Genomic DNA, 24,490 nt, shown 5'->3' on the forward strand with positions numbered 1-24,490 from the left:
GAGCAACTCGGGTTGTTGTTGTGGGGTGTTTATCGGTGCTCCATGGTATACGTCGAGGCCATGTCTCCACCACCGCTGCGACACGATGTCCCGTCGCCGGTCGAGAACCTCCTTCATCTCCCCTCATCGAGGAGCCGTCATGTCTGCCGTCCTCTCTCGCTGGCTGGTCCCCTGGCTGCTGCTGGTCGTGCTCTGCCTGCCCCAGGCACCGGCCAGGGCCGAGGAAATCGCCGGGACCCTGGGCGCCGTAGGCTCCGATACCATGGCGGGACTGATGCTGCGCTGGGGCGAGGCGCTGACCCGCCAGCATCCCGGCATCCGCCTGCAGCTGCAGGCCAGCGGGTCGGCCAGCGCGCCGCCGGCCCTGGTGGCCGGTACCACCCGGCTGGGGCCCATGTCGCGCCCCATGAACGAGGCCGAGCGGCGGGCCTTCATCGAACGCCACGGCTATCCACCGCGGGAACTGGCGGTGGCCCGGGACGCCCTGGTGGTCGTGGTCCATCGCCACAACCCCCTCGAGAGCCTGGGGCGTCGCGAGCTGGATGCCATCTTTTCCGACTCCCGGCGCTGCGGGGCGCGCGAGGGGATCCAGCGCTGGCGACAGCTGGGGCTCGACAGGCCCGAGGGGCGCATCCGCCTGCATGGCCGCAATGCGGCGTCCGGCACCCAGGGGCTGTTCCGGCGGATCGCGCTGTGCGACGGTCACTTCCGTCCCGAGATCAACGAGTACCCGGGGTCGGCCGCGGTGGTGGCGGCGGTGGCAGAAGACCCGCGGGCCATCGGCTACGCCGGGCTCAACCACCTCACGCCGGGCGTGAAGGCCCTGGCGCGCCGCGATGCCTCGGGGACGCGCCACTTCCCCGACCCCGAGGCGGTGCGGCGCGGCGACTATGCGCTGTCCCGCGACCTCTACCTCTACCTCAACCTGCCCCCTGGCGAGTCCCTGCCGGCCGCCGAGCGCGCCTTCCTCGACCTGGTGCTGTCGCCGGCCGGGCAGGCGATCGTCGAGGAGCTGGGTTTCGTGGCCCTGCCCGAGGCGAGGCGGCTGCGCCAGCGACGCGGGCTGGCGCTGGACGAGACCGGCCGCTGATGCTGTCATCTCGCTGTCATCACACTGTCGTACGATTCCGTTAGTACCCCCGTTTCGCGCAGGCCCGGTCATGTCCGACTCCTTTCCCCCGTCTCCCGTTCGACGCCGCCTGCGTCAGGGGCGCGATCGTCTGGCCACCGTGCTGGTCACCGCGGGCGGCATCGGCGTGCTTGCCGCGCTGCTGGCCATCGGCGTCTTCCTGGCGATCGAGGTGGTGCCGCTGTTCTGGCCCACCGGCGGGACGCAGACGGTCAGCCAGCAGGCCCTCTGGTTGCCCCAGGAGGGGGCGGATGTCCCGGCCGGCTATCGCTGGGACCCCACCGCCACCCTGGCGGCAGACGAGGCGGCCCGGGTCAGCCTGGTGCCGCTGGCCTGGGGCACCCTGGAGGCGGCGGCCTGGGCCCTGCTGATCGCCGTGCCCCTGGCCCTGGGCGCAGCCGCCCATTCGGCACTCTTCATGGCGCCGCGCCTGCGCAGCCGCCTGAAGCCGACGTTGGAGCTGATGGAGGCGTTGCCCGGGGTGGTGATCGGCTTCGTCGCCGGTCTGGTGCTCGCCCCCTGGGTGGAGCGCCACCTGGCGGACGTCCTGGCCATGCTGGTGCTGCTGGTGCCCGGGCTGCTGCTCGCCGGCGGCCTCTGGTCGCGCCTGCCCCCGCGCCTGCAGCAGGCGATGCCGCTGGGCTGGGCGGGTCTGTGGCTGCTGCCTTGGCTGCTGCTGGTCCTGGCCGCCGCCCACGCGCTCTCGCCGTGGCTCGAGGCCTGGGCGTTCGGCGGTGACCTGCGCCACTGGCTGGACGTGCGCCTGGGGCTCGACGTCGCCGTGCGCAATGCCATGATCGTCGGCATGGCCATGGGGTTTGCGGTGATGCCCAGCATCTATGCGCTGGCCGAGGACGCCCTCTCGGGGGTGCCGCGCAGCCTCGCCGAGGGCGCTCAGGCACTGGGGGCGACCCGCTGGCAGACCCTGTGGCGGGTGGTGCTGCCGGCGGCGTCCCCCGGGATCTTCTCGGCGGTGATGATCGGCGCCGGGCGGGCCGTAGGCGAGACCATGATCGTGCTGATGGCCAGTGGCAATGCGGCCCTGATGACCTGGAACCCCCTGGACGGGCTGCGTTCCCTGGCGGCCACCATCGCCATCGAGTTGCCGGAGGCGGGCCCCGGCGGCCTGCACTATCGACTGCTGCTGCTGGCCGCCCTGCTGCTGTTCGTCTTCACCTTCCTGGTCAATACCCTGGCCGAGCTAGTGCGGACCCGCCTGCGCCGGCGCTACCGGCGGCTGGGGAACGGGGCATGAGGCCGGCTCACAGCGCACGGGCACGAGTGCCCCGCGGCGAGGGCCTTGGCGCCTGGCTGGCGGCGGGCAGCGTGGCGCTCTCACTGCTGGCGTTGCTGGCGTTGCTTTCGCTGCTGGCGATTCGCGGCTTCGGCCACTTCTGGCCCGCCCCCATCGCCCTGGTGGTGCTCGAGGATGGCCGACAGCTTGCCGGCGAGCGGGTCCGCGAGGTCCCGCTGCCGGAGGGGACGGGGCGTGAACGGCTCTACCGGACCGGCAACCGCGACCTGGATGGCACCCGCTGGGACTGGGTGGCGGTGTCGGCCATCGCCGCGGTCAGCCATCCGCCCGACCTGGTGGTGCTGGAGCGTCGCCGCTGGGGGGAAGCGATCGGCCGGCTGGCGACGCTGGAAAGCGCGACGGGGCAGCGGGTCGAGGGCGAGGCCGCCTGGGCGGCCCTCGAGACCCGTCTGGCCGAGCTGGCCGCGCTGCGCCAGGCCCGAGACACCCTGCGCGACGAGGTCATCCTGCCGCGGGTCCGCGCCCTTGAGGCCGGGGCCGATGTGGACCGCGAGCTGGCCATGGCCAATACCCGGCTGCGCGAACTGCAGGCGGCCATGGAGGGCGGCCAGCTGACCCTGGAGACCGCCGACGGCGGGCGACTGGTGGTGCCGCTGGCGCAGGTACTAGGGGGGCGGCGGCCCAACGCCATGTCGCCGCTCGACAAGCTGGCCGCCTGGGGCGAGGGCGTCTGGCGCTTCCTCTCGGAGGGTCCGCGGGCGGCCAATACCGCCGGCGGCGTCTGGCCGGCGATCTTCGGCACCGTGCTGATGGTGATGCTGATGTCGATCCTGGTGACGCCCTTCGGGGTGCTGGCCGCCATCTACCTCAACGAGGTGGCCCACCAGGGCCGGCTGACGCGGCTGGTGCGGATCGCCGTGCGCAACCTCGCCGGGGTGCCGTCCATCGTCTATGGCGTCTTCGGCCTCGGGGTGTTCGTCTACGGCATCGGCGGCACCCTGGACGAATGGTTCTTCGACGCGGCCCTGCCCTCGCCGACCTTCGGCACCGGCGGGCTGCTGTGGGCCTCGCTGACCCTGGCCCTGCTGACCCTGCCGGTGGTGATCGTGGCCACCGAGGAGGGGCTGGCGCGGGTCCCCGACCAGCAGCGTGAAGGCGCCCTGGCGCTGGGGGCCACCCGGCTGGAGATGCTCACCCGGGTGGTGCTGCCCATGGCCACGCCGGCCATGCTCACCGGGGTGATCCTGGCCGTGGCGCGCGCCGCCGGCGAGGTGGCGCCGCTGATGCTGGTGGGCGTGGCCAAGCTGGCGCCCCAGGTGCCGGTGGACGGCGACTTTCCCTTCCTGCATCTTGACAGGAAGTTCATGCACCTCGGTTACCATATCTTCGATGCGGCCTTCCACGGCGGCGATGTCCAGGCGGCGATGCCGCTAGTCTATGCCACGGCGCTGCTGCTGGTGCTGGTGATCCTGGTGCTTAACCTGACTGCAATATTTCTGCGTCATCATCTCAATACGCGTCACGGGGCGCTCAGCCGTCGATGAGCCCAGTACCGTCGCGCCACCCGGGAGCCTCGATGCCATTCGTCCAGGACCTGCGCCCGTCGCCCCACCCGGCGGCGGTCATCGACTTCTCCCCCGCGGCCAGCAGCCTGGCCATTCGGGAGCTGAGTCTTGCCTACGGGGACACGCCGGCGCTGCGCAACCTGACGCTGCGCATACCACGCCATCGGGTGACGGCCTTTATCGGTCCCTCCGGCTGCGGCAAGTCGACCCTGCTGCGGGTGTTCAACCGGCTTCACGACCTCAATGACGAGGTGGTGCGCAAGGGCGAGATCCGTCTGGAGGGGCAGGACATCCACGCGCCAGAGGTGGGTGTGGCCGAGCTGCGTCGGCGGGTGGGGATGGTGTTCCAGGCGCCCAATCCCTTCCCCATGTCGATCCACGACAACGTGGCCTTCGGCCTGCGTCTGCAGGGGGGGCTGAGCAAGCGCAAGCGCGACGACATCATCGAGTGGGCGCTGCGCTCGGCGGCGCTGTGGGACGAGGTGAAGGACCGCCTGCGTGCCTCGGCCTGGTCGCTCTCCGGGGGCCAGCAGCAGCGCCTGGTGATCGCCCGCACCCTGGCGGTGGGCCCCGAGGTGCTGCTGCTCGACGAGCCGGCCTCGGCGCTCGATCCCATCTCCACGCTGAAGATCGAGGAGCTGATCCGCAACCTGAAGTCGCACCTGACCCTGGTGCTGGTCACCCACAACATGCAGCAGGCGGCGCGGGTCTCCGACTACACCGCCTTCCTGCAGGACGGCGAACTGGTGGAATATGGCCCCACCGACACCCTGTTCACCAATCCGCGCCTGCGGCGTACCGAGAACTACATCACCGGGCGCATGGCCTGACGGCCGGCCCCAAGGAGAGGTCCCATGGACATTACCAGCGACATCCACAGCCAGCATATCTCCCGGCAGTTCAACCAGGAGCTCGAGGAACTCAAGACTCACCTGATGGCCATGGGTGGCCTGGTCGAGAAGCAGGTCCAGGACGCCGTGGCCGCCTTGCTCGAGAGCGACTCCGAACTCGGCCAGCGGGTGGTCGCCAACGACCGCGCGGTCAACGACATGCAGATCAAGATCGACGAGGAGTGCACCCAGGTGCTGGCGCGGCGCCAGCCGACCGCCTCCGACCTGCGCCTGGTGCTGGCGGTGATTCGCGCCGCGTCCGACCTGGAACGCATCGGCGACGAGGCGAGCAAGATCGCCCGCAACGCCATCGATCTGATCGACGCCGACAACGGCAACCGTGGCTTCGTCGAGGTGCGCATGATCAGCGAGCACGTGCGGCGTATGGTGCGCGATGCCCTGACCTCCTTCGCCCGCCTCGACACCGAGCTGGCGCTCAAGCTGGTCCACGAGGACGAGGAGGTGGACAACGAGTACAAGAGTGCCATGCGCTCGTTGATGACCTTCATGATGGAGGATGCCCGCTCGATCTCATCGGTCCTCAGCGTGATGTGGATCCTGCGGGCCCTGGAGCGCATCGGTGACCACGCCAACAACCTGGCCGAATACGTGGTCTACCTGGTGAAGGGGCTTGATATCCGCCACACCGACCCCGAGGATCTCGACAAGGATATGCTCGAGGGCAAGGGTTGACCGCACCCCGCGATTGACCCTCAATGACCCAGGCCGCCGCCCCTAGGTAAGGGGCGCCGGGGACAGCTCGAAGAGGAGGTCCTACGCCAGGGATGGCGTCGGTAGCGCCCATGGAAGGGTTTACAGCGCCTCCTCGATGGTCCGACACTTCGGGAGCTGTCGTCGGATCAGCCCCGAACGATGCCTGTTACTGCGATAGCAAGAGACGTTGAGATGCTCGATGCCTTGACGGCGCTGACCCGCGGGACCCGCCTGGTCTACTCCCGCGGCCTGCGGCGCTATGTGTTCCTGCCGATAGTCGTCAACCTGCTGGTCTACGCTGGCATGCTCTGGTACGTGCTGGGCCACTTCGGCGGCTGGCTGGACGGCTGGATGGCCATGGTTCCCGGCTGGCTGGACTGGCTCTCCTGGCTGATCTGGCCGCTCTTCGTGGTCAGCCTGGTGCTGATCGTGTTCTTCACCTTCACCCTGGTGACCCACCTGATCGCCGCGCCCTTCTACGGCTTCCTGGCCGCCCGGGTGGAGGCGGAGGCGACCGGGCGGCCGCCGCTGGACGACCGCGGGCTGGCGAAAACCGCCGTGGACGCCCTGGGACGCGAGCTCGTCAAGCTGGGCTACATCCTGCCGCGCATGGCCCTGCTCTTCGTGCTCAGCTGGATCCCGGTGGTCAACCTGATCGCGCCGCTGCTGTGGGCGGCCTTCTCGGCCTGGATGATGGCGATCACCTACCTCGATTACCCCATGGACAACAACAAGGTCGGCTTCCGCGACATGCGTCGCCGGCTGAAGGCCCGCTGGTGGCCCACCCTCACCTACGGCGGCTGGGTGACCCTGATCACCTGGATTCCGCTGGCCAACCTCTTGCTGCTACCCGGCGCCGTGGCCGCCGCGGTGCTGATGTGGGAGCGCCATTACCGCGGCCTCGAGGCCGACACGGCGCAGGGCGGTCCGCCTCAGGCGCGCTGAGCGTTCTCGGTCGTGTCGCGCAGGCGCTCGGCGGGGAACACGCAGCGGAAGGTGGCGCCGCGCCCGGGGCGGGAGTCGATCTCCAGCCGGGCGTCGTGGCGCAGCAGCACGTGCTTGACGATGGCCAGCCCCAGGCCGGTGCCGCCGGTGGCGGTGCTGCGCCCCTTGTCGACCCGGTAGAAGCGCTCGGTGAGGCGCGGCAGGTGCACCGGGTCGATGCCCTCGCCGTCGTCCTCCACCTCCAGGCAGGCGCCCTCGCCATGGGAGCGCCAGCGCAGCACGATATGGCGCCCCTCCCCGGCATAGCGCACGGCATTGAAGGCCAGGTTGGAGAGCGCACTGCGGATCTCCTGCTCGTTGCCGAGCAGCGCACGAGACTCCTCGACCTCCACCCCGATGGTCTGGCGAGCATCGGAGAGCGCCGCGGCGTCGCTCTGCACGGCCGCAAGCAGCTCGCCCATCGCCAGCGGGGTGTCATCGCGCCCGCCCTGGTCGATCTCCAGCCGTGACAGCAGCAGCAGGTCGTTGACCAGGTTCTGCATGCGGTCGGTCTGGGCCTTCATCTGCGACAGGCCGCGGCCCAGTCGCGGCGGCAGCTGGCCGGCCATGTCGCCATAGGTCTCCAGGTAGCCGGCGAGCACGGTCAGCGGGGTCCTCAGCTCGTGGGAAACGTTGGCCACGAAGTCCCGGCGCATCTGCTCCAGGCGATGCAGTCGGGTGATGTCCCGGGCCATCACCAGGCGCTCGTCGTCGCCGTAGAGGGTGATCTGGAACTGCAGGATCAGCGTCTCGTCGATGGGCGAGGGCAGGGTCAGCGGCTCGCGATAGTCGCGGCCATGGAAGTAGTCGACGAAGCGCGGGTCACGCAGCAGGTTGGTGATGTGCTGGCCGCGGTCGAGCTGGGGCTTGAGGCCCAGCATGCGTTCGGCGGCGCTGTTCCACCACTCCAGGTCGCCGTGGCGGTCGAGCATCACCACGCTGTCGCGCATCGCCTCGGAGGACTCCTGGATGCGCTGCAAGGTGGCCCGCAACCGCTGCTGGGTGAGGCGCTGGCTCTTCTGGTAGCGGTAGAGGCGGTCGAACAGCTCGCCCCACAGGCCGCTGCTGGCGGGGGGCTCCTCCTGGGGGCGCAGGGTGAGCCACTGGTAGAGGGCGTGCAGCTGGCGCAGGTGGAAAGTCAGGCAGAGTAGCAGGCCGGCGGCGATGCCGGCCGTAGGGATGGAGAAGGGCCAGCCGACCAGGGCCCCGGCGGCGACCAGGGTCGCCAGGCGCCAGAACTCACGTCGCCAGAGCCGCCCCATGTCAGCCCTTGGCGGAGAACCGGTAGCCGGTGCCACGCACGGTCTGGATCAGCTGGTGATGGGGTTCGCCCAGCGCCTTGCGCAGGCGGCGGATATGCACGTCCACGGTACGCTCCTCGACATAGACATTGCCGCCCCACACCTGGTCGAGCAGCTGACCGCGGGTGTAGGCGCGTTCCTGGTGGGTCATGAAGAACTGCAGCAGGCGGTATTCGGTGGGCCCCATCTCCAGCGAGTGGCCATCGACGCTGACCCGGTGGCTGACCGGGTCGAGCAGCAGCCCGGCGATCTCCACCGGATCCTCGATGCCCCGCGGCGTGGTGCGGCGCAGCACCGCCTTGAGGCGCGCCACCAGCTCCCGCGGCGAGAAGGGCTTGGTGATGTAGTCGTCGGCCCCGGCCTCGAGTCCCTGGATCTTGTTGTCCTCCTCGCCCTTGGCGGTGAGCATGATGATCGGTAGCTCGGCGGTGGCCTCCTCGCGCTTCAGGCGACGGGCCAGCTCGATGCCGCTGGTCCCGGGCATCATCCAGTCGAGCAGCACCAGGTCGGGCTGGTGGTCGACCACCATGGCGTGGGCCTCCTGGGCATTATCCGCCTCGAGGACGCGATAGTCGGCCATCTCCAGCGCCACCGCGATCATCTCGCGGATCGGCGCCTCATCATCGACGATCAGTACGGTCTTGGCGGTCATCCCGGAGCCTCGTGGTCAATGACAGATCGATGACGATGACAGCACGTCATGATGACAATAGCGTGACAGGTCCGGCCTGTCGCTCGCTCAGCCGCCGTTCAGCGTCGGCCACAGGGAGAGCGCGAGGCCGGCGAAGACCAGCAGGCCCGACCAGTGGTTGTTGAGAAAGGCCTGGAAGCAACGGTCCCGGTCCCGCTCGCGGATCAGGAACTGCTGGTGCACGAAGGTCGCCGCCATGGCGGCCAGCCCCAGCCAGAAGAAGCCCCCTAGCGCCAGCAGCCATCCGGCCCAGGCCAGCAGCCCCAGAGTCAGGCCCTGCAGCAGGCCGATCATCAGCCGGTCGGCGCGGCCGAACAGCACGGCGGTGGACTTGATGCCGATCTTCAGGTCGTCGTCGCGGTCGACCATGGCGTACTCGGTGTCGTAGGCCACGGTCCAGGCCACGTTGGCGGCGAACAGCAGCCAGGCGACCGGCGGCAACGTGCCCAGCACGGCACCGAAGGCCATGGGGATCGCCCAGGAGAAAGCCGCGCCGAGGAAGGCCTGGGGCAGGTGGGTGTAGCGCTTCATGAAGGGGTAGATGAAGGCCAGGACCACCCCCACCACCGAAAGCATCACCGTGAAGAGGTTGGTGAACCAGACCAGCACGAAGGCGGCCATCACCAGCATCAGGAACAGCGCCTGGGCCTCGCCCTCGCTGATCCGCCCGGTGGCCAGGGGGCGGTTCCGGGTGCGCTTGACGTGGCCATCGAAGTGGCGGTCGGCGTAGTCGTTGACCACGCAGCCGGCGGCGCGCATCAGGTAGACCCCGGCCACGAAGATCAGCAGCACCTTGCGGCCGGGGAGGCCCTCGGCGGCGACCCACAGGGCCCACAGGGTGGGCCACATCAGCAGCCAGGTGCCGATGGGGCGGTCGAGGCGTGTCAGGTGCAGGAAGTCGGGCACCCGGGCCAGGCCCCTGGGGTGCATCAGGGATCGATCCATCTCTACCTCGTGAAGTCGGCGGTTGGCCCAGAGCCTAGCGCGAAGGCAGCCCGAGGTCATCCGCCATGCGCTCGAGGAAGAATTCCTGGACCAGCACGGCGAAGCGCCGGTGGCGGAACAGCGAGCGGCGCGCCCAGGGGCCCGAGGCGGCGTGGAAGGGGGCCGGGTCGGCGCTGACCTCGAGGGGGCCGCGCGCCAGGTCCGGCTGGCGGAACAGCCAGCTGCCGAGCGAGCGCTCGCCGAGGCGATCGAGCCGCTGGCCGTGCAGCCCGGAGAGCGGCACCACCGAACGGGCCACCACCCAGGGGCGCTCGTCGAGGCACAGTGCCACCTCGCGCAGCCAGGCATGGCGGGCCGGGGGCAGGCCCAGGGCCAGCGCCTCGTCGCGCCGCGGCCGTCCGAGGCGCTGGTCCAGCAGCCGGACCCGGAAGGGCCGCTGGCCGCCGGCGCTGACCAGCCGGGCGGTAAGCGAGTCGCGGGAGGCGACCCACTGCCACCAGGCAGCACTCATGGCAGGGCGCGCCGCCGCCAGGGGGCGCCAGCGGGGATTGCTTCCCGGGCCGTTGCTCACCGTCTCTCTCCGCGTCGATTTCGGGGCAGCTAGTGTACCATGCTGCCCCATCACTCTTTCCCGATCGATGAGGCCTATGAGCGCTCCCCTGACCATCATCGGTTCCGGCATGGCGGGGCTGGGCCTGTTGCGTCAGCTGCGCGCGCAGGACCCGGCGCGACCGATGACGCTGATCACCGCCGACAGCGGCGATGACTATTCCAAGCCGCTGCTCTCCACCGGCTTCGCCAAGCGCCTGCCGCCGCAGCGCCTGGCGGCCCGCTCGGCCCTGGAGGTCGCCGACGAGCTCGGCGCCGTGGTGCGCACCCACACCCGGGTGGAGGCCATCGACCCGGTGGAACGCATCCTGACCATCGGCAGCGAGACCCTGCCCTGGAGCGAGCTGGTGCTGGCCACCGGCGCCGCGCCGGTGCACCCCTTCAGGGTGCCCGACGCTGTGGCCGACCGGGTCTTCAGCGTCAATGACCTGGACGACTACCGCGCCTTCCACACGACCCTGGAGGCGCTGGGCAGGCCGGCACGTGTGGCGATCATCGGCGTTGGCCTGGTGGGCTGCGAGTTCGCCAATGACCTCGCCGCCGGCGGCCACGCCGTCGAACTGGTCGCCCCGGAGCCGGCCCCCCTGCCGCGCCTGGTGCCGGAGCCCCTGGGCCGCGCCCTGGGCGAGGCCTTCCGCGAGGCCGGCATGGTGCTGCACAGCGGACGGCAGCTGGTGGCCCTGGGGGCCGACGTCGCCTGTGTCGGCCTGGAACTGGACGATGGCGACTCGCTGTCGGCCGACCTGGTGCTGGTGGCCACGGGGCTGCGGCCGCGTACCGCCCTGGCCGAGTCGGCCGGGATCACGGTCAGCGAGGCGGGCATCCACACCGACCGGCATCTGGCCACCTCGGCGCCGGGCATCCATGCCCTGGGCGATGCGGCCTGCGTCGACGGCGTCAATGCCATGTACGTGCAGCCGCTGCTGGCCAGTGCCAAGGCCCTGGCCCGGACCCTGACCGGCACCCCCACCGCGGTGACCTATGGCCCCTGGCCGGTGCTGGTCAAGACGCCCCTGCTGCCGGTGGTGGCCCTTCCGCCGGCCCATCCCCCGTTCCGCTGGCGCCTCGAAGGCGAAGGCGGTGACCTGACCGCCCTGGCCGAGGCAGAGGACGGACGTTTGATCGGATTTGCGTTGACAGGACGCTGCGTCCGTCGGAAAGTCGAACTGGCGCGAGCCGCGCCGCCGTTGCTAGGCTAGTTGCGTCAACGACGGGGCCTGCCGCGGACAGCGAGCCGGCAAGGCAGCGGCGTTGAGGACCGGCATCATCCGCATGTCGCTTCCCGAGATCTCCCCGTCTGCGCCACGAGGCCCCGGGATCGAGTGAGCCGGCATGCGCGTGATGGACCGACAGGTCATGTGCCGTAACAACTCATGTGCCGTAACAACACCGCCGGTGGTGATCGCCGGCATCATGATGCCAATACCAGGAGGGCTGTATGCGCAAGCCAGAACTCGCCGCGGCGATTGCCGAGCGTGCCGATCTTTCCAAGGACAAGGCGAGCCAGGTGCTCAACGTCATTCTCGATGAGATCACAGGAAGTGTGTCTCAGGGGCAGGATGTCTCCCTGATCGGCTTCGGTACCTTCAGCGTGCGCGAGCGCGCCGCGCGCACCGGCAAGAACCCCCAGACCGGCCAGCCGCTGACCATTCCGGCCAGCAAGACCGTCGCCTTCAAGCCGGGCAAGGGCCTCAAGGACGCCGTGGCGAAGTAAGGCATTGCGGCCCGTCCCGTGCGGGTCGCCTCACACTCTCTTCCCGGGGGCGGAACCAATATGAAGCTGCGATTGATGCTGTGGCTGCTCGGGCTGATGCTCAAGCGTGCCCTGCGCCGCAAGGCTCGGTTCCGCGAACTGCTCGGCGAGATGCGTGGCCTCGACTGGGGCATCGCCACCGAGGATCTCTCCATCGCCCGCCACTACCGCATGTCGCCCCGCGGTATCCATGCGGGCCGTGGCCTGCCGGTGGATCTCGACCTGGAACTGCGCTTCGCGGACGAGGCCACGGCCATCAAGGTCCTCAAGAAACCCACCCAGCAGGCCTTTCTCGACGGCATGATGGCCGGCAGCGTGCGCCTGGTCGGCGACTCCGGCGACCTGCAGAAGTTGCAGCGGCTCCTCAAACACCTGTAAAAAGCTTGAAGCTTGAAGAGCGCCGCTTCGCGGCTGGAAGCTGGAAGAAAGAGCCTTGACTCAGATGGCGGAGGCAATCTGCTGCCTTCCAGCTTCCAGCTTCCAGCTTCCAGCTTCCAGCTTCCAGCTTCCAGCTTCCAGCTTCCAGCTTCCAGCTTTCACACCTGCCCGTAGCGCCCCGCTTCCTCTCCCAGCCAGCGCCGGATCAGCGGGCGGCTGGTCTGGGGATGCTCGGCGAGCAGCGCCTCGGCCAGGGGAGCCACGCGGTCCAGCAGGTCGGCGTCGCGCTCCAGGTCGGCGACTCTCATCTGCGCGAGTCCCGTCTGGCGGGTGCCCAGCACCTCGCCGGGGCCACGGATCTCGAGGTCCTTCTCGGCGATGCGAAAGCCGTCGGTGGTCTCGCGCATCACCGCCAGGCGCTCCCGGGAGTGCGCCGACAGCGGCGGGTGATAGAGCAGCACGCAGAAGCTTTCGGTGGCGCCGCGTCCCACCCGACCGCGCAGCTGGTGGAGCTGGGAGAGGCCCAGGCGCTCCGGGTTCTCGATGATCATCAGGCTGGCATTGGGCACGTCGACCCCCACCTCGATCACCGTGGTGGCGACCAGCAGGTCCAGCTCGCCGGCCTTGAAGGCCGCCATCATCGTGGCCTTGTCGGCGGGCTTCATGCGGCCGTGGACCAGGCCGATGGCCAGCTCCGGCAGGGTCTCGACGAGCTCGTCGCGGGTCGCCTCGGCGGCCTGGCACTCCAGTACTTCGGACTCCTCGATCAGCGTGCAGACCCAATAGGCCTGGCGGCCCTCGGCGCAGGCATGGCGGATGCGCGCCATCACCTCGGGGCGGCGCTCGTCGGGCATCACTACCGTCTTCACCGGGGTCCGACCGGGGGGCAGCTCGTCGATCACCGAGACGTCCAGGTCGGCGTAGGCGCTCATCGCCAGGGTGCGCGGGATCGGCGTGGCGGTCATCACCAGCTGGTGGGGCGTCAGGCCGCCGGCCTCGCCCTTCTCGCGCAGCGCCAGGCGCTGGTGCACGCCGAAGCGGTGCTGCTCGTCGATGATCGCTAGCCCCAGGCGCTGGAAGTGCACGTCGCCCTGGAAGAGCGCGTGGGTGCCCACCACCATGCGCGCCCGGCCGTCCCGGATGGCCGCCTTGGTGTCCAGGCGCGCCTTGCCCTTGAGCTTGCCGGACAGCCAGGCCACCTCGATGCCCAGCGGCTCGAACCAGGCGCTGAAGGTGCGGTAGTGCTGCTCGGCCAGTATCTCGGTGGGGGCCATCATCGCCGCCTGGCAGTCGGCGGCGATGGCCGAGAGCGCCGCCATGGCGGCGACCACCGTCTTGCCCGAGCCCACGTCGCCCTGCACCAAGCGCAGCATCGGCACCTGGCGTACCAGGTCGGCGGCGATCTCGTCGAGCACCCGGCGCTGGGCGCCGGTCAGCGAGAAGGGCAGCTGGGTCAGGAAGCGCGCCTGCAGGCTGCGCCCGCCGGGCAGCGCCGGGGCGCCGTCCTCCTGGATGCGCTGGCGCACCTCCTGCAGGCTGAGGCGGTGGGCGAGCAGCTCCTCCAGGGCCAGGCGGCGACGCGCCGGGTGCCGGCCGGCCGCCAGCTGCTCGGCGTCGGCCTCCGGCGGCGGGCGGTGCAGGGTGTCCAGGCAGTGGTGAAGCTCGGGCAGGCCGAAGCGCTGGCGCAGGGGCGCGGGAATGCCATCGGGGAGGGCCTCCGGGGCGGCATCCAGGCGGGCCAGGGCCTGGTCGATCAGCGCCCGCAGGCGGGTCTGATGGAGGCCCTCGGTCGCCGGGTAGATGGGCGTCAGGTGGTCCTCTACCGGCGCTTCGCCGCCGGCCAGCAGGCGGTACTCCGGGTGATAGAGCTCCAGGCCGGTGGCGCCGGCGCGGGCCTCGCCGAAGGCGCGCACGCGCACCCCGGGCTGGAACTGTTGCTGCTGTGCCGGGGAGAAGTGGAAGAAGCGCAGGCTGAGGATCCCGGAGCCGTCGCGCAGGCGTACCAGCAGGCTGCGGCGCCGACCGCGCACCACCTCGCCGGCCACCACCTCGCCCTCCACCACGGCCTCGTGGCCGGCGCGCAGGGTGGCGATGGGGGTGATGCGGGTGCGGTCCTGGTAGCGCAGCGGCAGGTGGAACAGCAGGTCGCTGACGCGCTCGACGCCCAGCCGGGCCAGCTTGAGCGACAGCGCCTCGCCGACGCCCTTGAGCTCCGTGATGGGTGCGTCGAGCTCACTCATGCCGGTTCGAGCTCTGCCTGGCGGCAGCGCGCGATGGCGTCGGTGACGGCATCGATGGCCCGGGGCCGCGGGAAGCTGGCGCGCCAGGCGATGGCCACGGTCCGCGCGGGTGCCGGGGCGGTGAAGGGGCGGCTGATCAGCATGCCGCTCTCGTAGTGGCCGGTGCCGATGGCAGAGCGGGGCAGCACGGTGATGCCGAGCTTCGAGGCGACCATGTGGCGGATGGTCTCCAGTGAGCCGCCCTCGGCGGTGAGGGTGTTGGAGGGGCTCGCGAGCTGGTGGCTGATCGCCGGGCAGGCCTCGAGGATCTGGTCACGGAAGCAGTGGCCCTCGCCGAGCAGCAGCAGGCGCTCCTCCAGCAGGTCCTCCTTGTCGATGCTCTCGCGCTCGGCCCAATGGTGGTCGGCCGGCAGCAGCACCTCGAAGGCCTCCTCGTAGAGCGGTTTGGTGACCACGTCGGTCTCGGTGAAGGGCAGCGCGATGATGATCGCATCGAGCTCGCCGCTCCTGAGCTTGCGACGCAGGTTGCCGGTGAAGCCCTCCTCGATGTAGAGCGGCATCTGCGGCGCACGCCGGGAGAGTTCCGGGATCAGGTGCGGAAAGAGGTAGGGGCCGATGGTGTAGATGGCACCGATGCGCAGCGGGCTCGCCAGCTGGTCGCGGCCGGCCGTGGCCAGCTCCTTGATCACGCTGCTCTGTTCCAGCACGCGCTGGGCCTGCTCGACGATCCGCTCCCCCATCGGGGTGACCTGCACGGTGGATTTCGAGCGCTCGAACAGCGCCACGCCGAGCTCTTCCTCGAGCTTCTTGACGGCCACCGACAGCGTCGGCTGGGAGACGAAGCAGCGCTCCGCGGCGCGTCCAAAGTGGCGCTCCTGGGCCAGTGTCACGATGTAGCGGAGTTCTGTTAGAGTCATGGTGGTGCCGACAGGCATCCTCTTCCGAAACGGGTGAAGGTCCCAGTGACCTCGCTCAATGCACAGGGACACAATAATGCCAATAGGGACTTTTTATCAGGGGGCGAGGGAAAGGTGAAGACGACGACACTGATTCTGGGCTGTGGCGACATCGGCATGGCCCTGGGGCGCGAGCTGCGCGAGGCGGGGCACCGGGTGATCGGGGCGCGACGCAATCCGCGCGCACTGGAAGGCAGCGGGCTGGAGGCCGTCGCGGTCGACCTGAGCGACCCGGCCACCCTGGCCGGGCTGCCGGACGCCGATACCCTGGTCTACGCGGTCAGCGCCGACCGCTTCGACGAGGCGGCCTATCGCGCCGCCTACCTCGATGGTCTGACCGCGGTACTGGCCGAGTTCGCCCGCCGTGACACGGCGCCCGGGCGGGTGTTCTTCGTCTCCTCGACCAGCGTCTACGCCCAGCGCGAAGGTGAGGTGGTCGAGGAGACCAGCCCCGCCGAGCCCTCGGGCTTCTCGGGCCTGCTGATGCGCGAGGCCGAGCAGGCGCTGATCGAGCATGACCTGTCGGGCACCGTGGTGCGCTTCTCGGGCATCTACGGCCCGGGTCGTGACCGCCTGATTCGCCAGGTGGGCGAGGGACGCATCGCCCCGTCGAGCCCCGTCATGTATTCCAACCGCATCCACCGTGACGACTGCGCCGGGGTGCTGGCGCATCTGATCGGCCGGCAGCTGGCTGGCGAGCCGCTCGAGGCGCTCTACCTTGCCAGCGACTGCGAGCCGGCCCCGCTGCACGAGGTGATGGCCTGGCTGGCGAAGCAGCTCAGGGTCGAGGCCACCGAGACCATCCAGTCGCCACTGCGCCGCCGCGCCAGCAAGCGCTGCGACAATGCCCGGCTGATCGAGAGCGGCTATCGCTTCCGCTATCCTAGCTTCCGCGAGGGCTATGCCCAGGTGCTGAAGGCAGGGGGCTTCCTGCCCGAAAGGGCGTGATAGAAACGACGGCTGATCAGGCCGCCGGCGAACGGGCCAGGGTCTCGTAGCGGGGCCCGTCGTTCTCGGTGAAGGAGCGCACCAGCGAGAGCCGTCGGTAGGGCCAGGCCAGGTCGAGTGCGGGCAGGCCCAGGGTCTCCAGCCGGCGGGCGCGGCGCAGCAGGGTGACATGGGGCACGAAGTGCTCTGGCCTGTTGCTGAAACCGAACGAAGCCAGCCCATCCCACAGTGAGGCATGGAGCCGTTCCAGCGCTAGCGACTGGCCTCCTACCCAGACGATGCCGGGGCGACGAAAGCAGCCCCAGTTGTCCAGGCCCCACTCGCCAGGTGGTATCGCCACGGCGCCAACCCATTCGGCCAGCTCGCTGGCTCGCTCTTCCTCGACCTCGCCGAGAAAGGCCAGCGTCAGGTGCAGGCTCGCATCCGACACGCGCCGCCCGCCGCAGCGGGCCTGGGCAAGTTCGGCCAGCTCGCCCAGCCGCTGGCGCAGCGTCTCGGGTGGCTCCAGCGCCAGGAAGAGCCTCACTGCTTCGCCTTAGTCGCCGATGACCATGATCCCTTCCGCCTCGAACTGCGCCCCCTTGGGCAGCGCCTTGACACCAATGGCGGCGCGGGCCGGGTAGGGCTTCTCGAAGAACTCCTCCATTACCTTGTTGACCACTGCGAAATTGTCCAGCTCGACCAGGTAGAGGTTGAGCTTGACCACGTCCTGCAGGGTGCCGGCGGCCTCCTCGCAGACGGCCCTGAGGTTGGTGAAGACCTGGCGCGCTTGGGCCTCGACGTCGTCGGAGACGAGCACCATGGTGGCCGGGTCCAGGGGTATCTGGCCGGAGAGGTAGATGGTGTTGCCGGCCTTGATGGCCTGGGAGTAGGGGCCGATGGCGGCGGGCGCCTGGTCGGTGTTGATCACGGCCTTGTTGCTCATGGTGGTGCTCCTTTCAGTCCAGCATCGCGAAATGGGAAAGCAGCCCGCCTGCCGCCTCATGCGGCCGGCGGACGGAAAGGGTTCAGTTGCCGAGGCGGGTGATGCGGCCTACATGGGCGAGGTTGCGCAGGCGCTTGATGATGCGCGCCAGGTGCACGCGGTTGCGTACCGAGAGGATGAGGTTGACGATCGACAGCCGCGCGTCGCGCTCCTCGATGCCGATGCGCTCGATGTTGGCGCCGGCATCGGTGACCAGGGCGGCGAGTTCCGCCACCAGGCCGCGGCGGCTTTCCATCTCCAGGCGCAGGGCGGCGGGGAAGTCCTCGGTGATGTTATCGGACCATTCCAGGGGGAACAGCTTGTCGGGATCGTTTCTGAGCTCGGCGATATTGCGGCAATCGCTGCGGTGAACCACGATACCCTTGCCCACCGAGAGGTGGCCGATTACCGGATCGCCGGGCAGCGGACGGCAGCAGCGAGCGAACTTGATCACCATGCCTTCGGCGCCGCTGATCATGATTGGCCTCTGAGTGCGCTCCGGATGCTCCAGGGGTTCGCCTGTTTCGCCCTGCTGCAGGTCGACCAACCGTCGGGCCACCACATGAGCGACCCGGGTGCCCAGCCCGATGGATTCCAGCAGGCTCTCAGCGCTCTTGAGCGAATGTTCCTCCAGCAGGCTGTCGAGCAGACCCTCGGGCAACTCCTCCAGGCTGGTTTCGAACCTGGCCAACGCCTTGTTGAGCAGGCGCCGGCCTAGCTGCACCGCCTCGGTGTGCTGCTGATGCTTGAGTGCGTGGCGGATCGCCGAACGCGCCTTTGCGGTGACCACGAAGTTGAGCCAGGCCAGGTTGGGGCGCGCTCCCGGCGCTGTGATGATCTCCAGGGTCTGGCCGCTTTCCAGGCGGGTGGAGAGCGGGGCCAGGTGGCGGTCGATGCGACAGGCGATGCAGCTGTTACCGATATCGGTGTGCACGCTGTAGGCAAAGTCGATCACCGTGGCGCCCTGGGGCAGCTCCATGATATCGCCCTTGGGCGTGAACACGTAGATATCGTCGGGAAAGAGATCGTTCTTGACGTGCTCAATGAACTCCAGTGAGTCGCCGGCGTGGCGCTGCATCTCCAGCAAGCCCTTGACCCAGGCGCGGGCCCTGGCATGGCTGCCCTGGGCGATGGGATGCTCGGTCTGGCCGGCCTTGTAGAGCCAGTGGGCGGCGATACCGTTGTTGGCCAGGGCCTCCATCTCGCGGGTGCGGATCTGCACCTCGATGGGCATGCCGCCACGACCGAACAGGGTGGTATGAAGGCTCTGGTAGCCGTTGGCCTTGGGAATGGCGATGTAGTCCTTGAAACGACCCGGCACCGGCTTGTAGAGGTTGTGCACCACACCGAGGATCCGGTAGCAGCTGTCGACGTCCTCGGTGATGATGCGAAAACCGAACACGTCCATGATTTCGGCGAAGGACTTGCGCTGGTCGCGCATCTTGCGGTAGATCGACAGCAGGTGCTTCTGTCGACCGATCACCGTTCCCGGCAGACCCTCGTCATCGAGGCTCTGCTGCAGGCTGGTCTGAAGCTGGCGGATCGTCGAGCGGCGATGGCCCCGGGCGCTGGAGACGGCGCGCTTGATGCGCTCGGCACGCATCGGGTAGAGGGCCTGGAAGGAGAGGTCTTCAAGCTCGACCCGGATGGTGTTGATGCCCAGCCGGCTGGCGATGCGGGCGTATATCTCCAGGGTCTCGCGGGCGATGCGGCGCTTCTTTTCGGGGCGCAGGGCGCCCAGGGTGCGCATGTTATGCAGGCGGTCGGCGAGCTTGACGATGATCACCCGAATATCCCGGGACATCGCCAGCACCATTTTCTGGAAGTTCTCGGCCTGGGCGACAGCCTTGTCCTCGAAGGTGATCTGGGTCAGCTTGGAGACGCCGTCGACCAGCTCGGCGACGGGCTGGCCGAACTGCTCGCCCAGCGCCTTCTTGGAGACGCCGGTATCCTCGATGACATCGTGCAGCATGGCGGCCATCAGGCTCTGATGGTCCATGTGCATGTTGGCCAGGATGTTCGCTACCGCCAGGGGGTGCGTGACGTAGGGCTCGCCGGAACGGCGGCGCTGGCCATCATGGGCCTGCTCGGCATAGTAGAAGGCACGCCTGACCTGCCGGATCTCGTCCTGGGGAAGGTAGCCGCCGAGTCGGTCGGCCAGGTCATCGATGGTGAACATGCGGCCAGGATCACTCCTCGACGTGGGTGCCCGGCTCGAACTCGGTCCGCACGCGCACCGGCGCCGCCTCGATGGGCTCGTTGAGCACGCTGGCGTCGACCAGCCCCTCGGCGATCTCGCGCAGGGCCATGACCGTGGGCTTGTCGTTCTCCCAGGGTAAGAGGGCGTCGCGGGAGCCGCGGGCCAACTGGCGGGCACGGTGAGTGGAGATCATCACCAGCTTGAAGCGGTTTTCGACGTTTTCCAGACAATCTTCGACGGTAACACGTGCCATGGATGCCTTCCTGAATGATGCTGACGGGCAAAACCCCGGCCGACGTGGGAACGCCCCGGGAATTCCACCAATGGGTAGACCAGATAGATTACGCGACGCCCGGTTGCCCTGACAAGCGCCGCGGCGGGGTCAGGACAAGCGCCGCGGCTGAAGTCAAGACAAGTGCCGCGGCTGAAGTTAAGACAATAGCTCGGCGAGCAGCGGGGCGTGGTGCTCGTTCACCCGCTCGCGGGTCAGGCGACGGGCGATGACCAGCGCCTGCAGCTCGCGCAGGGCGGTGGTGAAGTCGTCGTTGATTACCAGGTAGTCGTACTCGTCGTAGTGTGTCATCTCCTCCACCGCATCGCGCATGCGCCGGGCGATCACCGCGTGCTCGTCGGTACCGCGGCTGGCCAGCCGACGCTCCAGCTCTTCTCGGGAGGGGGGCAGGATGAACACCGAGACGGCATCGGGCAGCTGCTGGCGAACCTGGCGGGCGCCCTGCCAGTCGATCTCCAGGATCACGTCCTGGCCGGCGGCGAGCATCGCCTCCACAGTGCGGCGCGAGGTGCCGTAGTAGTTGTCGAAGACCCGGGCGTACTCGAAGAAGTCGCCGTGCTCGATCATCGCCTCGAAGGCCGGCACGTCCACGAAGTGGTAGTTGACCCCGTCCACCTCGCCCGCGCGGCGCTCGCGGGTGGTGTGGGAGACCGAGACCTGGATGCCGTCGAGGCTTTCGATCAGCTCGCGCACCAGGCTGGTCTTGCCGGCGCCGGAGGGAGCGGAAACGATGAACAGCGTACCTTGGGCCATGAGCAGGGGTCCCTGACGTTACAACGGATGGTGAGCGGCGGCAGAAAGGGCGGAGTATCGCACACAATGATGGTGCGACTGTAGCCACCCCGGCCGTCGTCTGCCCCACCAGCAACGATCCGCGCATTGCCGGCCGGTCTCTGGAATAATGGCGCTCCTTTTTTGCATCGCCCGTTTTCGCATCGCCCGTTGGCAGCGCCGGCCTGTCGATCTTCCTCATCGCGCTGGCGGGGACGCGTGGCGCCGGTGTCTGCCTGAAGTGGCGCCGATCCTGTTCATCCAAGGAGAGACCATGACCACTGCCGGCGATCGCCGCGCCCCGGAATCGGCGCTGCCCTTCCTGGGGATAGCACTGACCTTTCTGATCACCATGCTGGGCACCACCCTGCCCACGCCCCTGTACCCGATCTATCAGGCGCGCTTCGGTTTCTCCCAGCTGACCATCACGGTGATCTTCGCCTTCTATGCACTGGGAGTCATGGGGGCTCTGGTGACCACCGGGCGCTGGTCGGATCAGCTCGGGCGTCGCCCGATGCTGGGCGCCGGGCTGGCGGCGGCGGTGATCAGCGACCTGATCTTCCTGTCCAGCGACGGCCTATCGAGCCTGCTGGTCGGTCGCTTCATTTCGGGGGTGTCCGCCGGCATCTTCACCGCGACCGCCACGGTGGCGGTGATGGAGCTGGCCCCCTCGGCCTGGCCGCGACGCGCGGCCTTCGTGGCCACCGCGGTCAACATGGGCGGCCTGGGGCTGGGGCCGATCCTCGCCGGCCTGCTGGTCGAGACCCTGCCCTGGCCGCTGCACCTGGCCTACGGGGTGCATCTGGTGCTGGCCGTGCTCGCGATGCTGATGGTGCTCAAGGCGCCAGAGACCGTGATTCGGCCGGCGCGGCCGAGCCTCCGGCTGCAGCGGTTGCAGGTGCCGCAGGAGGTTCGCGCGATCTTCCTGCCGGCGGCGATCGCCGGCTTCGCGGGCTTTGCCCTGCTGGGCTTCTTCTCCGCCACCGCACCGGCCTTCATGATTGGCGTGCTCGGCCACGACAACCTGGCGCTTGCCGGGCTGGTGGCAGGCTCGGTGTTCTTCGCCTCGACCCTCGGGCAGCTCCTGCAAGAGCGCTTCCCGGCCTCCTGGCGGCTGCCGCTGGGTTGCGTCGGGGTGATCCTTGGTGCCTCGCTGGTGGGTGTCGGCATCGGGATGGCGTGCCTGGCGCTCTTCATGCTTGGCGCGCTGATCGGCGGTCTCGGCCAGGGCATGGCCTTTCGTGCCGGCCTGGGAGCCGTCGTGCAGGCCAGTCCCGCCAATCAGCGAGGCAGCGTCACCGCGACCTTCTTCATCGTCGCCTACCTGGCCCTGTCGATTCCGGTGGTGGGCATCGGGCTGGCGGCGCGCGCCTTCGGCCTGGCGACGGCCGGCATGGCCTTCGCCGGCGCCGTCGCCCTGCTGGCGGGCGTCTCGCTTGTGAGCCTTCTGCGGATTTTGCGTATTTTGAAGTAGCGTCTCAGCCCATGCCCTATCCCTTGGCTAATCTCAAGGTGTTCGTCAACACCAACCGCTTCCAGCTCGATCAGCCGCAATACCGGAACAGCATGGTGGTGCCGCTGGCACGGCCCACCGACGACACCCGCGAGATCGCCGAGGCCGCCGCTTAAGGCCTGCAGGCGATCTTCCTTGCAGGCTACCGCTACCAGAAGGCCGGCGTGATGCTGCTCGACCTCACCGCCGACGCCAATCGCCAGCTCTCCCTGGACGAGACGCCGCAGAGTGAGGCCGAACGGCAGCGCAGCCAGCGGCTGATGGCCACCGTGGACAAGCTGAACCGCTAGCTGGGCCGGGATACGGTGCGCCTGGGTTTACCGAGACAAGGCAACGCCTGGGCGCTAAGGTGTGAACGGAGGACGCCGAGGTACACGACGCGGTGGGAAGAGCTGGTCAGGGTGAAGGTGTGAGGCACTGGCTGAAGAGACTCAGCGCAAAGCCCACTTTCTAAAAAACCCAGCAGACTCATGAATCTTGGTTATATAGCCTGATTCTAGTGAATGTTATTCAAGGTCAAAGCCTTGCGAGGATAGTGGGAGGTTGCATTTTTCTGGATGAACGTGCCAACACGCTTATCCAATTATGGAGCGCGCAGTCTGATATCTTTCAAGACTACTCGATGCTAATTGATAGAAATTAAGGGATGTAAATGATAGAGCCAAAATATAAAAATTTGAACGCATTGTTCGCTGATAGAGTATTTAGAATACCCAAGTACCAAAGGTACTATTCGTGGGGGGCGAAGCAACGTAACGACTTGTTTGCCGATATAAAACAGTTGAAAGAAAAAGATGTGGATCGTGATCATTTTATGGCAACGGTTGTTTGCTATCAAACAGATGAAGTAAAAGAAATCGGATCTAAGGAGTATAGGCTTTATGATATTGTAGATGGTCAACAAAGGTTAACCACGCTTATAATTTTGCTTAAGTGTGTCCACCTGGCTTTGGGGGTAGGTGAGGAGAAGGATGAGCTCGGAAAAATAATTGTAAAATCTGATGGAAATCTCATCCTGCTTCAAACGAATAATACGAACAAGCATATTTTCAATAACTTTATTCGTGATGGGGTTTTTCCTGCTAAAGACAAGGTTGCCACTCACGCAGATAGAAATATATTTCAAGGGGTCAGGGAGTGCAATCAATTCGTTGAAAAATGGACGGAAGATTATGGTGATTCACTCTCTCTTTTGCGAATAATCAGGAACAAGCTGGGGTTTGTTGTTTTTGATACCGACGACTCAAGAGTGGTGTATAGTCTTTTTGAAGTCTTAAATTCACGTGGGCTGGCAGTGGACTGGCTGGATAAATGTAAAAGCTCCTTGATGGGTATAGCGTTCGAAAAAGCTAAAACCGATGAGTCTCGTGCGAGTTACATTGAAGAGCTGAATGATCTTTGGGGAAACATATATAAAGAACTTTCAAGATACCCAGTTCCAGGCCAAGAAATCCTAAGAGTCACTGCGACACTTTACACGGGCACGGAATCGGGAAAGCCCCAAAAAGCAGAGTCTGCACTGGCATCCTTGACCAATGCATGCTCTTCATCTGACGACACTGTAAAAATAAGTAACAGGATTCTGGGTGTCGCAGAGAAGCTTGTTAAGCTTCAGTCCAACATTCATCTTGGCCCCGTAACAGATGTATTGCAGGCTAGAGTTTTAGCTGTAGCAATTTCACTAACAGATTCGGTCACAGAGAATGAAAGATTAAAACTTTTAGAGCAATGGGAGAAAGTTACATTTAGGATATATGGGCTCTTTGCTAAAGATTCGAGATCTAAGGTGGGAGACTATGTTCGTTTAGCAAATAAGATCATGAATAAGTCTGGTGGCGCATCAAGATATAGTGAAATAATGTCTGCGCTTCGGGATATTGGTTTTGACTACCCCATTGAACGTGCAGTTGAGGAAGAACTAAAAGGAAAAGATATATATGATGGGAATCAAGAAGTAGTGCGCTACCTTCTATGGCGTTATGAAGAGCATCTGGCGAAGAAGGCAGGTGTGAAAGCAGTCGTAAACGAGGAAATAAAAGCTGCAATATGGCAGGCAAGATCAGCAAATGAAAGTATTGAACATGTTATGCCTCAGAATCCTGAACCAGGTGGCGCATGGGATGGAAAGACTGATCCTGACGGTCGTTATGAATTAATCGTTAATGGGATTGGAAATCTTATACTATTGCCTCAATCGATAAATAGCGAAGCTAAAATACAGGGTTTTATAGCAAAGAAAGGTGTTTATAGAAAGTCTGAAGGTCTACGAATGGTTCAAGAGATATTGGTTTGTGATGACTGGTCTCAAAAAGAAATAGAAGAAAGGGAGAAAAAATTACTTGAGTGGGTGAATTCTGAGTGGTCGGATTTGAGTGATTAAGTTGCCTAACAA

Annotated in this window: 25 protein-coding genes; 14 read left to right on the plus strand and 11 right to left on the minus strand. The window is 66.7% G+C overall.

What is annotated here, in order from left to right:
* Nucleotides 1–139: 139 nt before the first annotated feature.
* The 6 genes from OP497_RS06260 to cysZ all read left to right on the plus strand — a co-directional run bounded on the left by OP497_RS06260 (nucleotide 140) and on the right by cysZ (nucleotide 6,498).
* A complete protein-coding gene (locus OP497_RS06260) occupies nucleotides 140–1,090 on the plus strand; it encodes a phosphate ABC transporter substrate-binding protein (protein ID WP_280547259.1) in 951 nt (316 codons plus the stop codon).
* Nucleotides 1,091–1,160: 70 nt separating this feature from the next.
* A complete protein-coding gene (locus tag OP497_RS06265) occupies nucleotides 1,161–2,384 on the plus strand; it encodes an ABC transporter permease subunit (RefSeq protein WP_280547260.1) in 1,224 nt (407 codons plus the stop codon).
* The gene (pstA, locus tag OP497_RS06270) at nucleotides 2,381–3,928 is read left to right on the plus strand and encodes a phosphate ABC transporter permease PstA (RefSeq protein ID WP_280547261.1); all 1,548 of its coding nucleotides are present in this window, start codon (nucleotides 2,381–2,383) and stop codon (nucleotides 3,926–3,928) included. The genes OP497_RS06265 and pstA overlap by 4 nt, the downstream gene beginning before the upstream one ends.
* 32 nt (nucleotides 3,929–3,960) lie before the next feature.
* Nucleotides 3,961–4,779 carry a phosphate ABC transporter ATP-binding protein PstB gene (pstB, locus tag OP497_RS06275; RefSeq protein WP_280547263.1) on the plus strand — a complete coding sequence of 273 codons (819 nt, stop codon included), beginning with the start codon at nucleotides 3,961–3,963 and terminating at the stop codon, nucleotides 4,777–4,779.
* 24 nt (nucleotides 4,780–4,803) lie between these two features.
* Nucleotides 4,804–5,532, plus strand: coding sequence for a phosphate signaling complex protein PhoU (phoU, locus tag OP497_RS06280; protein WP_280547265.1), 729 nt, complete (start codon nucleotides 4,804–4,806; stop codon nucleotides 5,530–5,532).
* A 213-nt stretch (nucleotides 5,533–5,745) separates the two neighbouring features.
* Nucleotides 5,746–6,498 carry a sulfate transporter CysZ gene (gene cysZ, locus OP497_RS06285; protein WP_280547266.1) on the plus strand — a complete coding sequence of 251 codons (753 nt, stop codon included), beginning with the start codon at nucleotides 5,746–5,748 and terminating at the stop codon, nucleotides 6,496–6,498.
* Here cysZ and phoR read toward each other — a convergent pair.
* The 4 genes from phoR to OP497_RS06305 all read right to left on the minus strand — a co-directional run bounded on the left by phoR (nucleotide 6,486) and on the right by OP497_RS06305 (nucleotide 9,985).
* Nucleotides 6,486–7,799 carry a phosphate regulon sensor histidine kinase PhoR gene (phoR, locus tag OP497_RS06290; RefSeq protein ID WP_280547267.1) on the minus strand — a complete coding sequence of 438 codons (1,314 nt, stop codon included), beginning with the start codon at nucleotides 7,797–7,799 and terminating at the stop codon, nucleotides 6,486–6,488. The two genes, cysZ and phoR, sit on opposite strands and share 13 nt — an antisense overlap.
* Before the next feature lies 1 nt (nucleotide 7,800).
* Entirely contained in the window at nucleotides 7,801–8,490 is a 690-nt protein-coding gene (gene phoB / locus OP497_RS06295; protein ID WP_280547268.1) for a phosphate regulon transcriptional regulator PhoB, read from the minus strand.
* An 87-nt stretch (nucleotides 8,491–8,577) separates the two neighbouring features.
* Nucleotides 8,578–9,474 (minus strand): 4-hydroxybenzoate octaprenyltransferase, encoded by an 897-nt coding sequence (gene ubiA, locus OP497_RS06300; RefSeq protein ID WP_280547269.1) that lies wholly within the window; start codon nucleotides 9,472–9,474, stop codon nucleotides 8,578–8,580.
* A gap of 34 nt (nucleotides 9,475–9,508) precedes the next feature.
* Nucleotides 9,509–9,985: a chorismate lyase gene (locus tag OP497_RS06305; RefSeq protein ID WP_280547304.1), complete on the minus strand. Its 477-nt coding sequence runs from the start codon at nucleotides 9,983–9,985 to the stop codon at nucleotides 9,509–9,511.
* A 136-nt stretch (nucleotides 9,986–10,121) separates the two neighbouring features.
* Here OP497_RS06305 and OP497_RS06310 point away from each other — a divergent pair, with 136 nt between their 5' ends.
* The 3 genes from OP497_RS06310 (at nucleotide 10,122) to OP497_RS06320 (ending at nucleotide 12,214) form a co-directional block, all read left to right on the plus strand.
* Nucleotides 10,122–11,282, plus strand: coding sequence for an FAD-dependent oxidoreductase (locus tag OP497_RS06310; RefSeq protein ID WP_280547270.1), 1,161 nt, complete (start codon nucleotides 10,122–10,124; stop codon nucleotides 11,280–11,282).
* Nucleotides 11,283–11,521: 239 nt separating this feature from the next.
* A complete protein-coding gene (locus tag OP497_RS06315) occupies nucleotides 11,522–11,797 on the plus strand; it encodes an HU family DNA-binding protein (protein ID WP_280547271.1) in 276 nt (91 codons plus the stop codon).
* 60 nt (nucleotides 11,798–11,857) lie between these two features.
* Entirely contained in the window at nucleotides 11,858–12,214 is a 357-nt protein-coding gene (locus OP497_RS06320; RefSeq protein WP_280547273.1) for a hypothetical protein, read from the plus strand.
* A 158-nt stretch (nucleotides 12,215–12,372) separates the two neighbouring features.
* On the opposite strand, the gene recG is transcribed toward OP497_RS06320, so the two are convergent.
* Together recG and OP497_RS06330 are read right to left on the minus strand one after the other, a co-directional pair.
* Nucleotides 12,373–14,454, minus strand: a complete 2,082-nt coding sequence (gene recG, locus OP497_RS06325) for an ATP-dependent DNA helicase RecG (RefSeq protein WP_280547274.1) — start codon at nucleotides 14,452–14,454, stop codon at nucleotides 12,373–12,375.
* A complete protein-coding gene (locus OP497_RS06330; protein WP_280547275.1) occupies nucleotides 14,451–15,371 on the minus strand; it encodes a hydrogen peroxide-inducible genes activator in 921 nt (306 codons plus the stop codon). The genes recG and OP497_RS06330 overlap by 4 nt, the downstream gene beginning before the upstream one ends.
* 114 nt (nucleotides 15,372–15,485) lie before the next feature.
* Between OP497_RS06330 and OP497_RS06335 the strand changes: the two genes are divergently transcribed.
* The gene (locus OP497_RS06335; protein ID WP_280547276.1) at nucleotides 15,486–16,358 is read left to right on the plus strand and encodes an SDR family oxidoreductase; all 873 of its coding nucleotides are present in this window, start codon (nucleotides 15,486–15,488) and stop codon (nucleotides 16,356–16,358) included.
* 16 nt (nucleotides 16,359–16,374) lie between these two features.
* Here the strand turns inward: OP497_RS06335 and thpR are convergent, their stop codons facing one another.
* The 5 genes from thpR to gmk all read right to left on the minus strand — a co-directional run bounded on the left by thpR (nucleotide 16,375) and on the right by gmk (nucleotide 20,567).
* Nucleotides 16,375–16,884, minus strand: a complete 510-nt coding sequence (gene thpR, locus OP497_RS06340) for an RNA 2',3'-cyclic phosphodiesterase (protein WP_280547277.1) — start codon at nucleotides 16,882–16,884, stop codon at nucleotides 16,375–16,377.
* Between the two features lie 9 nt (nucleotides 16,885–16,893).
* The gene (locus OP497_RS06345) at nucleotides 16,894–17,283 is read right to left on the minus strand and encodes a RidA family protein (RefSeq protein ID WP_280547278.1); all 390 of its coding nucleotides are present in this window, start codon (nucleotides 17,281–17,283) and stop codon (nucleotides 16,894–16,896) included.
* Nucleotides 17,284–17,365: 82 nt separating this feature from the next.
* Nucleotides 17,366–19,501, minus strand: coding sequence for a RelA/SpoT family protein (locus OP497_RS06350; protein WP_280547280.1), 2,136 nt, complete (start codon nucleotides 19,499–19,501; stop codon nucleotides 17,366–17,368).
* A gap of 10 nt (nucleotides 19,502–19,511) precedes the next feature.
* On the minus strand, nucleotides 19,512–19,775 hold the full coding sequence (gene rpoZ / locus OP497_RS06355; RefSeq protein ID WP_280547282.1) for a DNA-directed RNA polymerase subunit omega: 264 nt from the start codon (nucleotides 19,773–19,775) through the stop codon (nucleotides 19,512–19,514).
* A 177-nt stretch (nucleotides 19,776–19,952) separates the two neighbouring features.
* Nucleotides 19,953–20,567 carry a guanylate kinase gene (gene gmk / locus OP497_RS06360; protein ID WP_280547284.1) on the minus strand — a complete coding sequence of 205 codons (615 nt, stop codon included), beginning with the start codon at nucleotides 20,565–20,567 and terminating at the stop codon, nucleotides 19,953–19,955.
* A gap of 292 nt (nucleotides 20,568–20,859) precedes the next feature.
* On the opposite strand from gmk, the gene OP497_RS06365 reads away from it, so the two are divergent.
* From OP497_RS06365 to OP497_RS06380, 4 genes are all read left to right on the plus strand, one after another.
* Nucleotides 20,860–22,059: an MFS transporter gene (locus OP497_RS06365; protein ID WP_280547285.1), complete on the plus strand. Its 1,200-nt coding sequence runs from the start codon at nucleotides 20,860–20,862 to the stop codon at nucleotides 22,057–22,059.
* Between the two features lie 11 nt (nucleotides 22,060–22,070).
* Nucleotides 22,071–22,214, plus strand: coding sequence for a hypothetical protein (locus OP497_RS06370; RefSeq protein ID WP_280547287.1), 144 nt, complete (start codon nucleotides 22,071–22,073; stop codon nucleotides 22,212–22,214).
* Between the two features lie 48 nt (nucleotides 22,215–22,262).
* Nucleotides 22,263–22,388, plus strand: coding sequence for a hypothetical protein (locus tag OP497_RS06375; protein ID WP_280547288.1), 126 nt, complete (start codon nucleotides 22,263–22,265; stop codon nucleotides 22,386–22,388).
* 362 nt (nucleotides 22,389–22,750) lie between these two features.
* Nucleotides 22,751–24,478, plus strand: coding sequence for a DUF262 domain-containing HNH endonuclease family protein (locus OP497_RS06380; protein WP_280547289.1), 1,728 nt, complete (start codon nucleotides 22,751–22,753; stop codon nucleotides 24,476–24,478).
* The last annotated feature ends 12 nt before the right edge of the window (nucleotides 24,479–24,490 follow it).

Source organism: Halomonas sp. 11-S5 (genome assembly GCF_029889825.1).
GTDB lineage: Bacteria > Pseudomonadota > Gammaproteobacteria > Pseudomonadales > Halomonadaceae > Halomonas.

Bases quoted from the DNA above. Each gene is read 5' to 3' on its own strand.
- OP497_RS06260 (WP_280547259.1), top strand. From the start codon at position 140: ATGTCTGCCGTCCTCTCTCGCTGGCTGGTCCCCTGGCTGCTGCTGGTC.
- OP497_RS06265 (WP_280547260.1), top strand. From the start codon at position 1,161: ATGTCCGACTCCTTTCCCCCGTCTCCCGTTCGACGCCGCCTGCGTCAG.
- pstA (WP_280547261.1), top strand. From the start codon at position 2,381: ATGAGGCCGGCTCACAGCGCACGGGCACGAGTGCCCCGCGGCGAGGGC.
- pstB (WP_280547263.1), top strand. From the start codon at position 3,961: ATGCCATTCGTCCAGGACCTGCGCCCGTCGCCCCACCCGGCGGCGGTC.
- phoU (WP_280547265.1), top strand. From the start codon at position 4,804: ATGGACATTACCAGCGACATCCACAGCCAGCATATCTCCCGGCAGTTC.
- cysZ (WP_280547266.1), top strand. From the start codon at position 5,746: ATGCTCGATGCCTTGACGGCGCTGACCCGCGGGACCCGCCTGGTCTAC.
- phoR (WP_280547267.1), bottom strand. From the start codon at position 7,799: ATGGGGCGGCTCTGGCGACGTGAGTTCTGGCGCCTGGCGACCCTGGTC.
- phoB (WP_280547268.1), bottom strand. From the start codon at position 8,490: ATGACCGCCAAGACCGTACTGATCGTCGATGATGAGGCGCCGATCCGC.
- ubiA (WP_280547269.1), bottom strand. From the start codon at position 9,474: ATGGATCGATCCCTGATGCACCCCAGGGGCCTGGCCCGGGTGCCCGAC.
- OP497_RS06305 (WP_280547304.1), bottom strand. From the start codon at position 9,985: ATGAGTGCTGCCTGGTGGCAGTGGGTCGCCTCCCGCGACTCGCTTACC.
- OP497_RS06310 (WP_280547270.1), top strand. From the start codon at position 10,122: ATGAGCGCTCCCCTGACCATCATCGGTTCCGGCATGGCGGGGCTGGGC.
- OP497_RS06315 (WP_280547271.1), top strand. From the start codon at position 11,522: ATGCGCAAGCCAGAACTCGCCGCGGCGATTGCCGAGCGTGCCGATCTT.
- OP497_RS06320 (WP_280547273.1), top strand. From the start codon at position 11,858: ATGAAGCTGCGATTGATGCTGTGGCTGCTCGGGCTGATGCTCAAGCGT.
- recG (WP_280547274.1), bottom strand. From the start codon at position 14,454: ATGAGTGAGCTCGACGCACCCATCACGGAGCTCAAGGGCGTCGGCGAG.
- OP497_RS06330 (WP_280547275.1), bottom strand. From the start codon at position 15,371: ATGACTCTAACAGAACTCCGCTACATCGTGACACTGGCCCAGGAGCGC.
- OP497_RS06345 (WP_280547278.1), bottom strand. From the start codon at position 17,283: ATGAGCAACAAGGCCGTGATCAACACCGACCAGGCGCCCGCCGCCATC.
- OP497_RS06350 (WP_280547280.1), bottom strand. From the start codon at position 19,501: ATGTTCACCATCGATGACCTGGCCGACCGACTCGGCGGCTACCTTCCC.
- rpoZ (WP_280547282.1), bottom strand. From the start codon at position 19,775: ATGGCACGTGTTACCGTCGAAGATTGTCTGGAAAACGTCGAAAACCGC.
- gmk (WP_280547284.1), bottom strand. From the start codon at position 20,567: ATGGCCCAAGGTACGCTGTTCATCGTTTCCGCTCCCTCCGGCGCCGGC.
- OP497_RS06365 (WP_280547285.1), top strand. From the start codon at position 20,860: ATGACCACTGCCGGCGATCGCCGCGCCCCGGAATCGGCGCTGCCCTTC.
- OP497_RS06370 (WP_280547287.1), top strand. From the start codon at position 22,071: ATGCCCTATCCCTTGGCTAATCTCAAGGTGTTCGTCAACACCAACCGC.
- OP497_RS06380 (WP_280547289.1), top strand. From the start codon at position 22,751: ATGATAGAGCCAAAATATAAAAATTTGAACGCATTGTTCGCTGATAGA.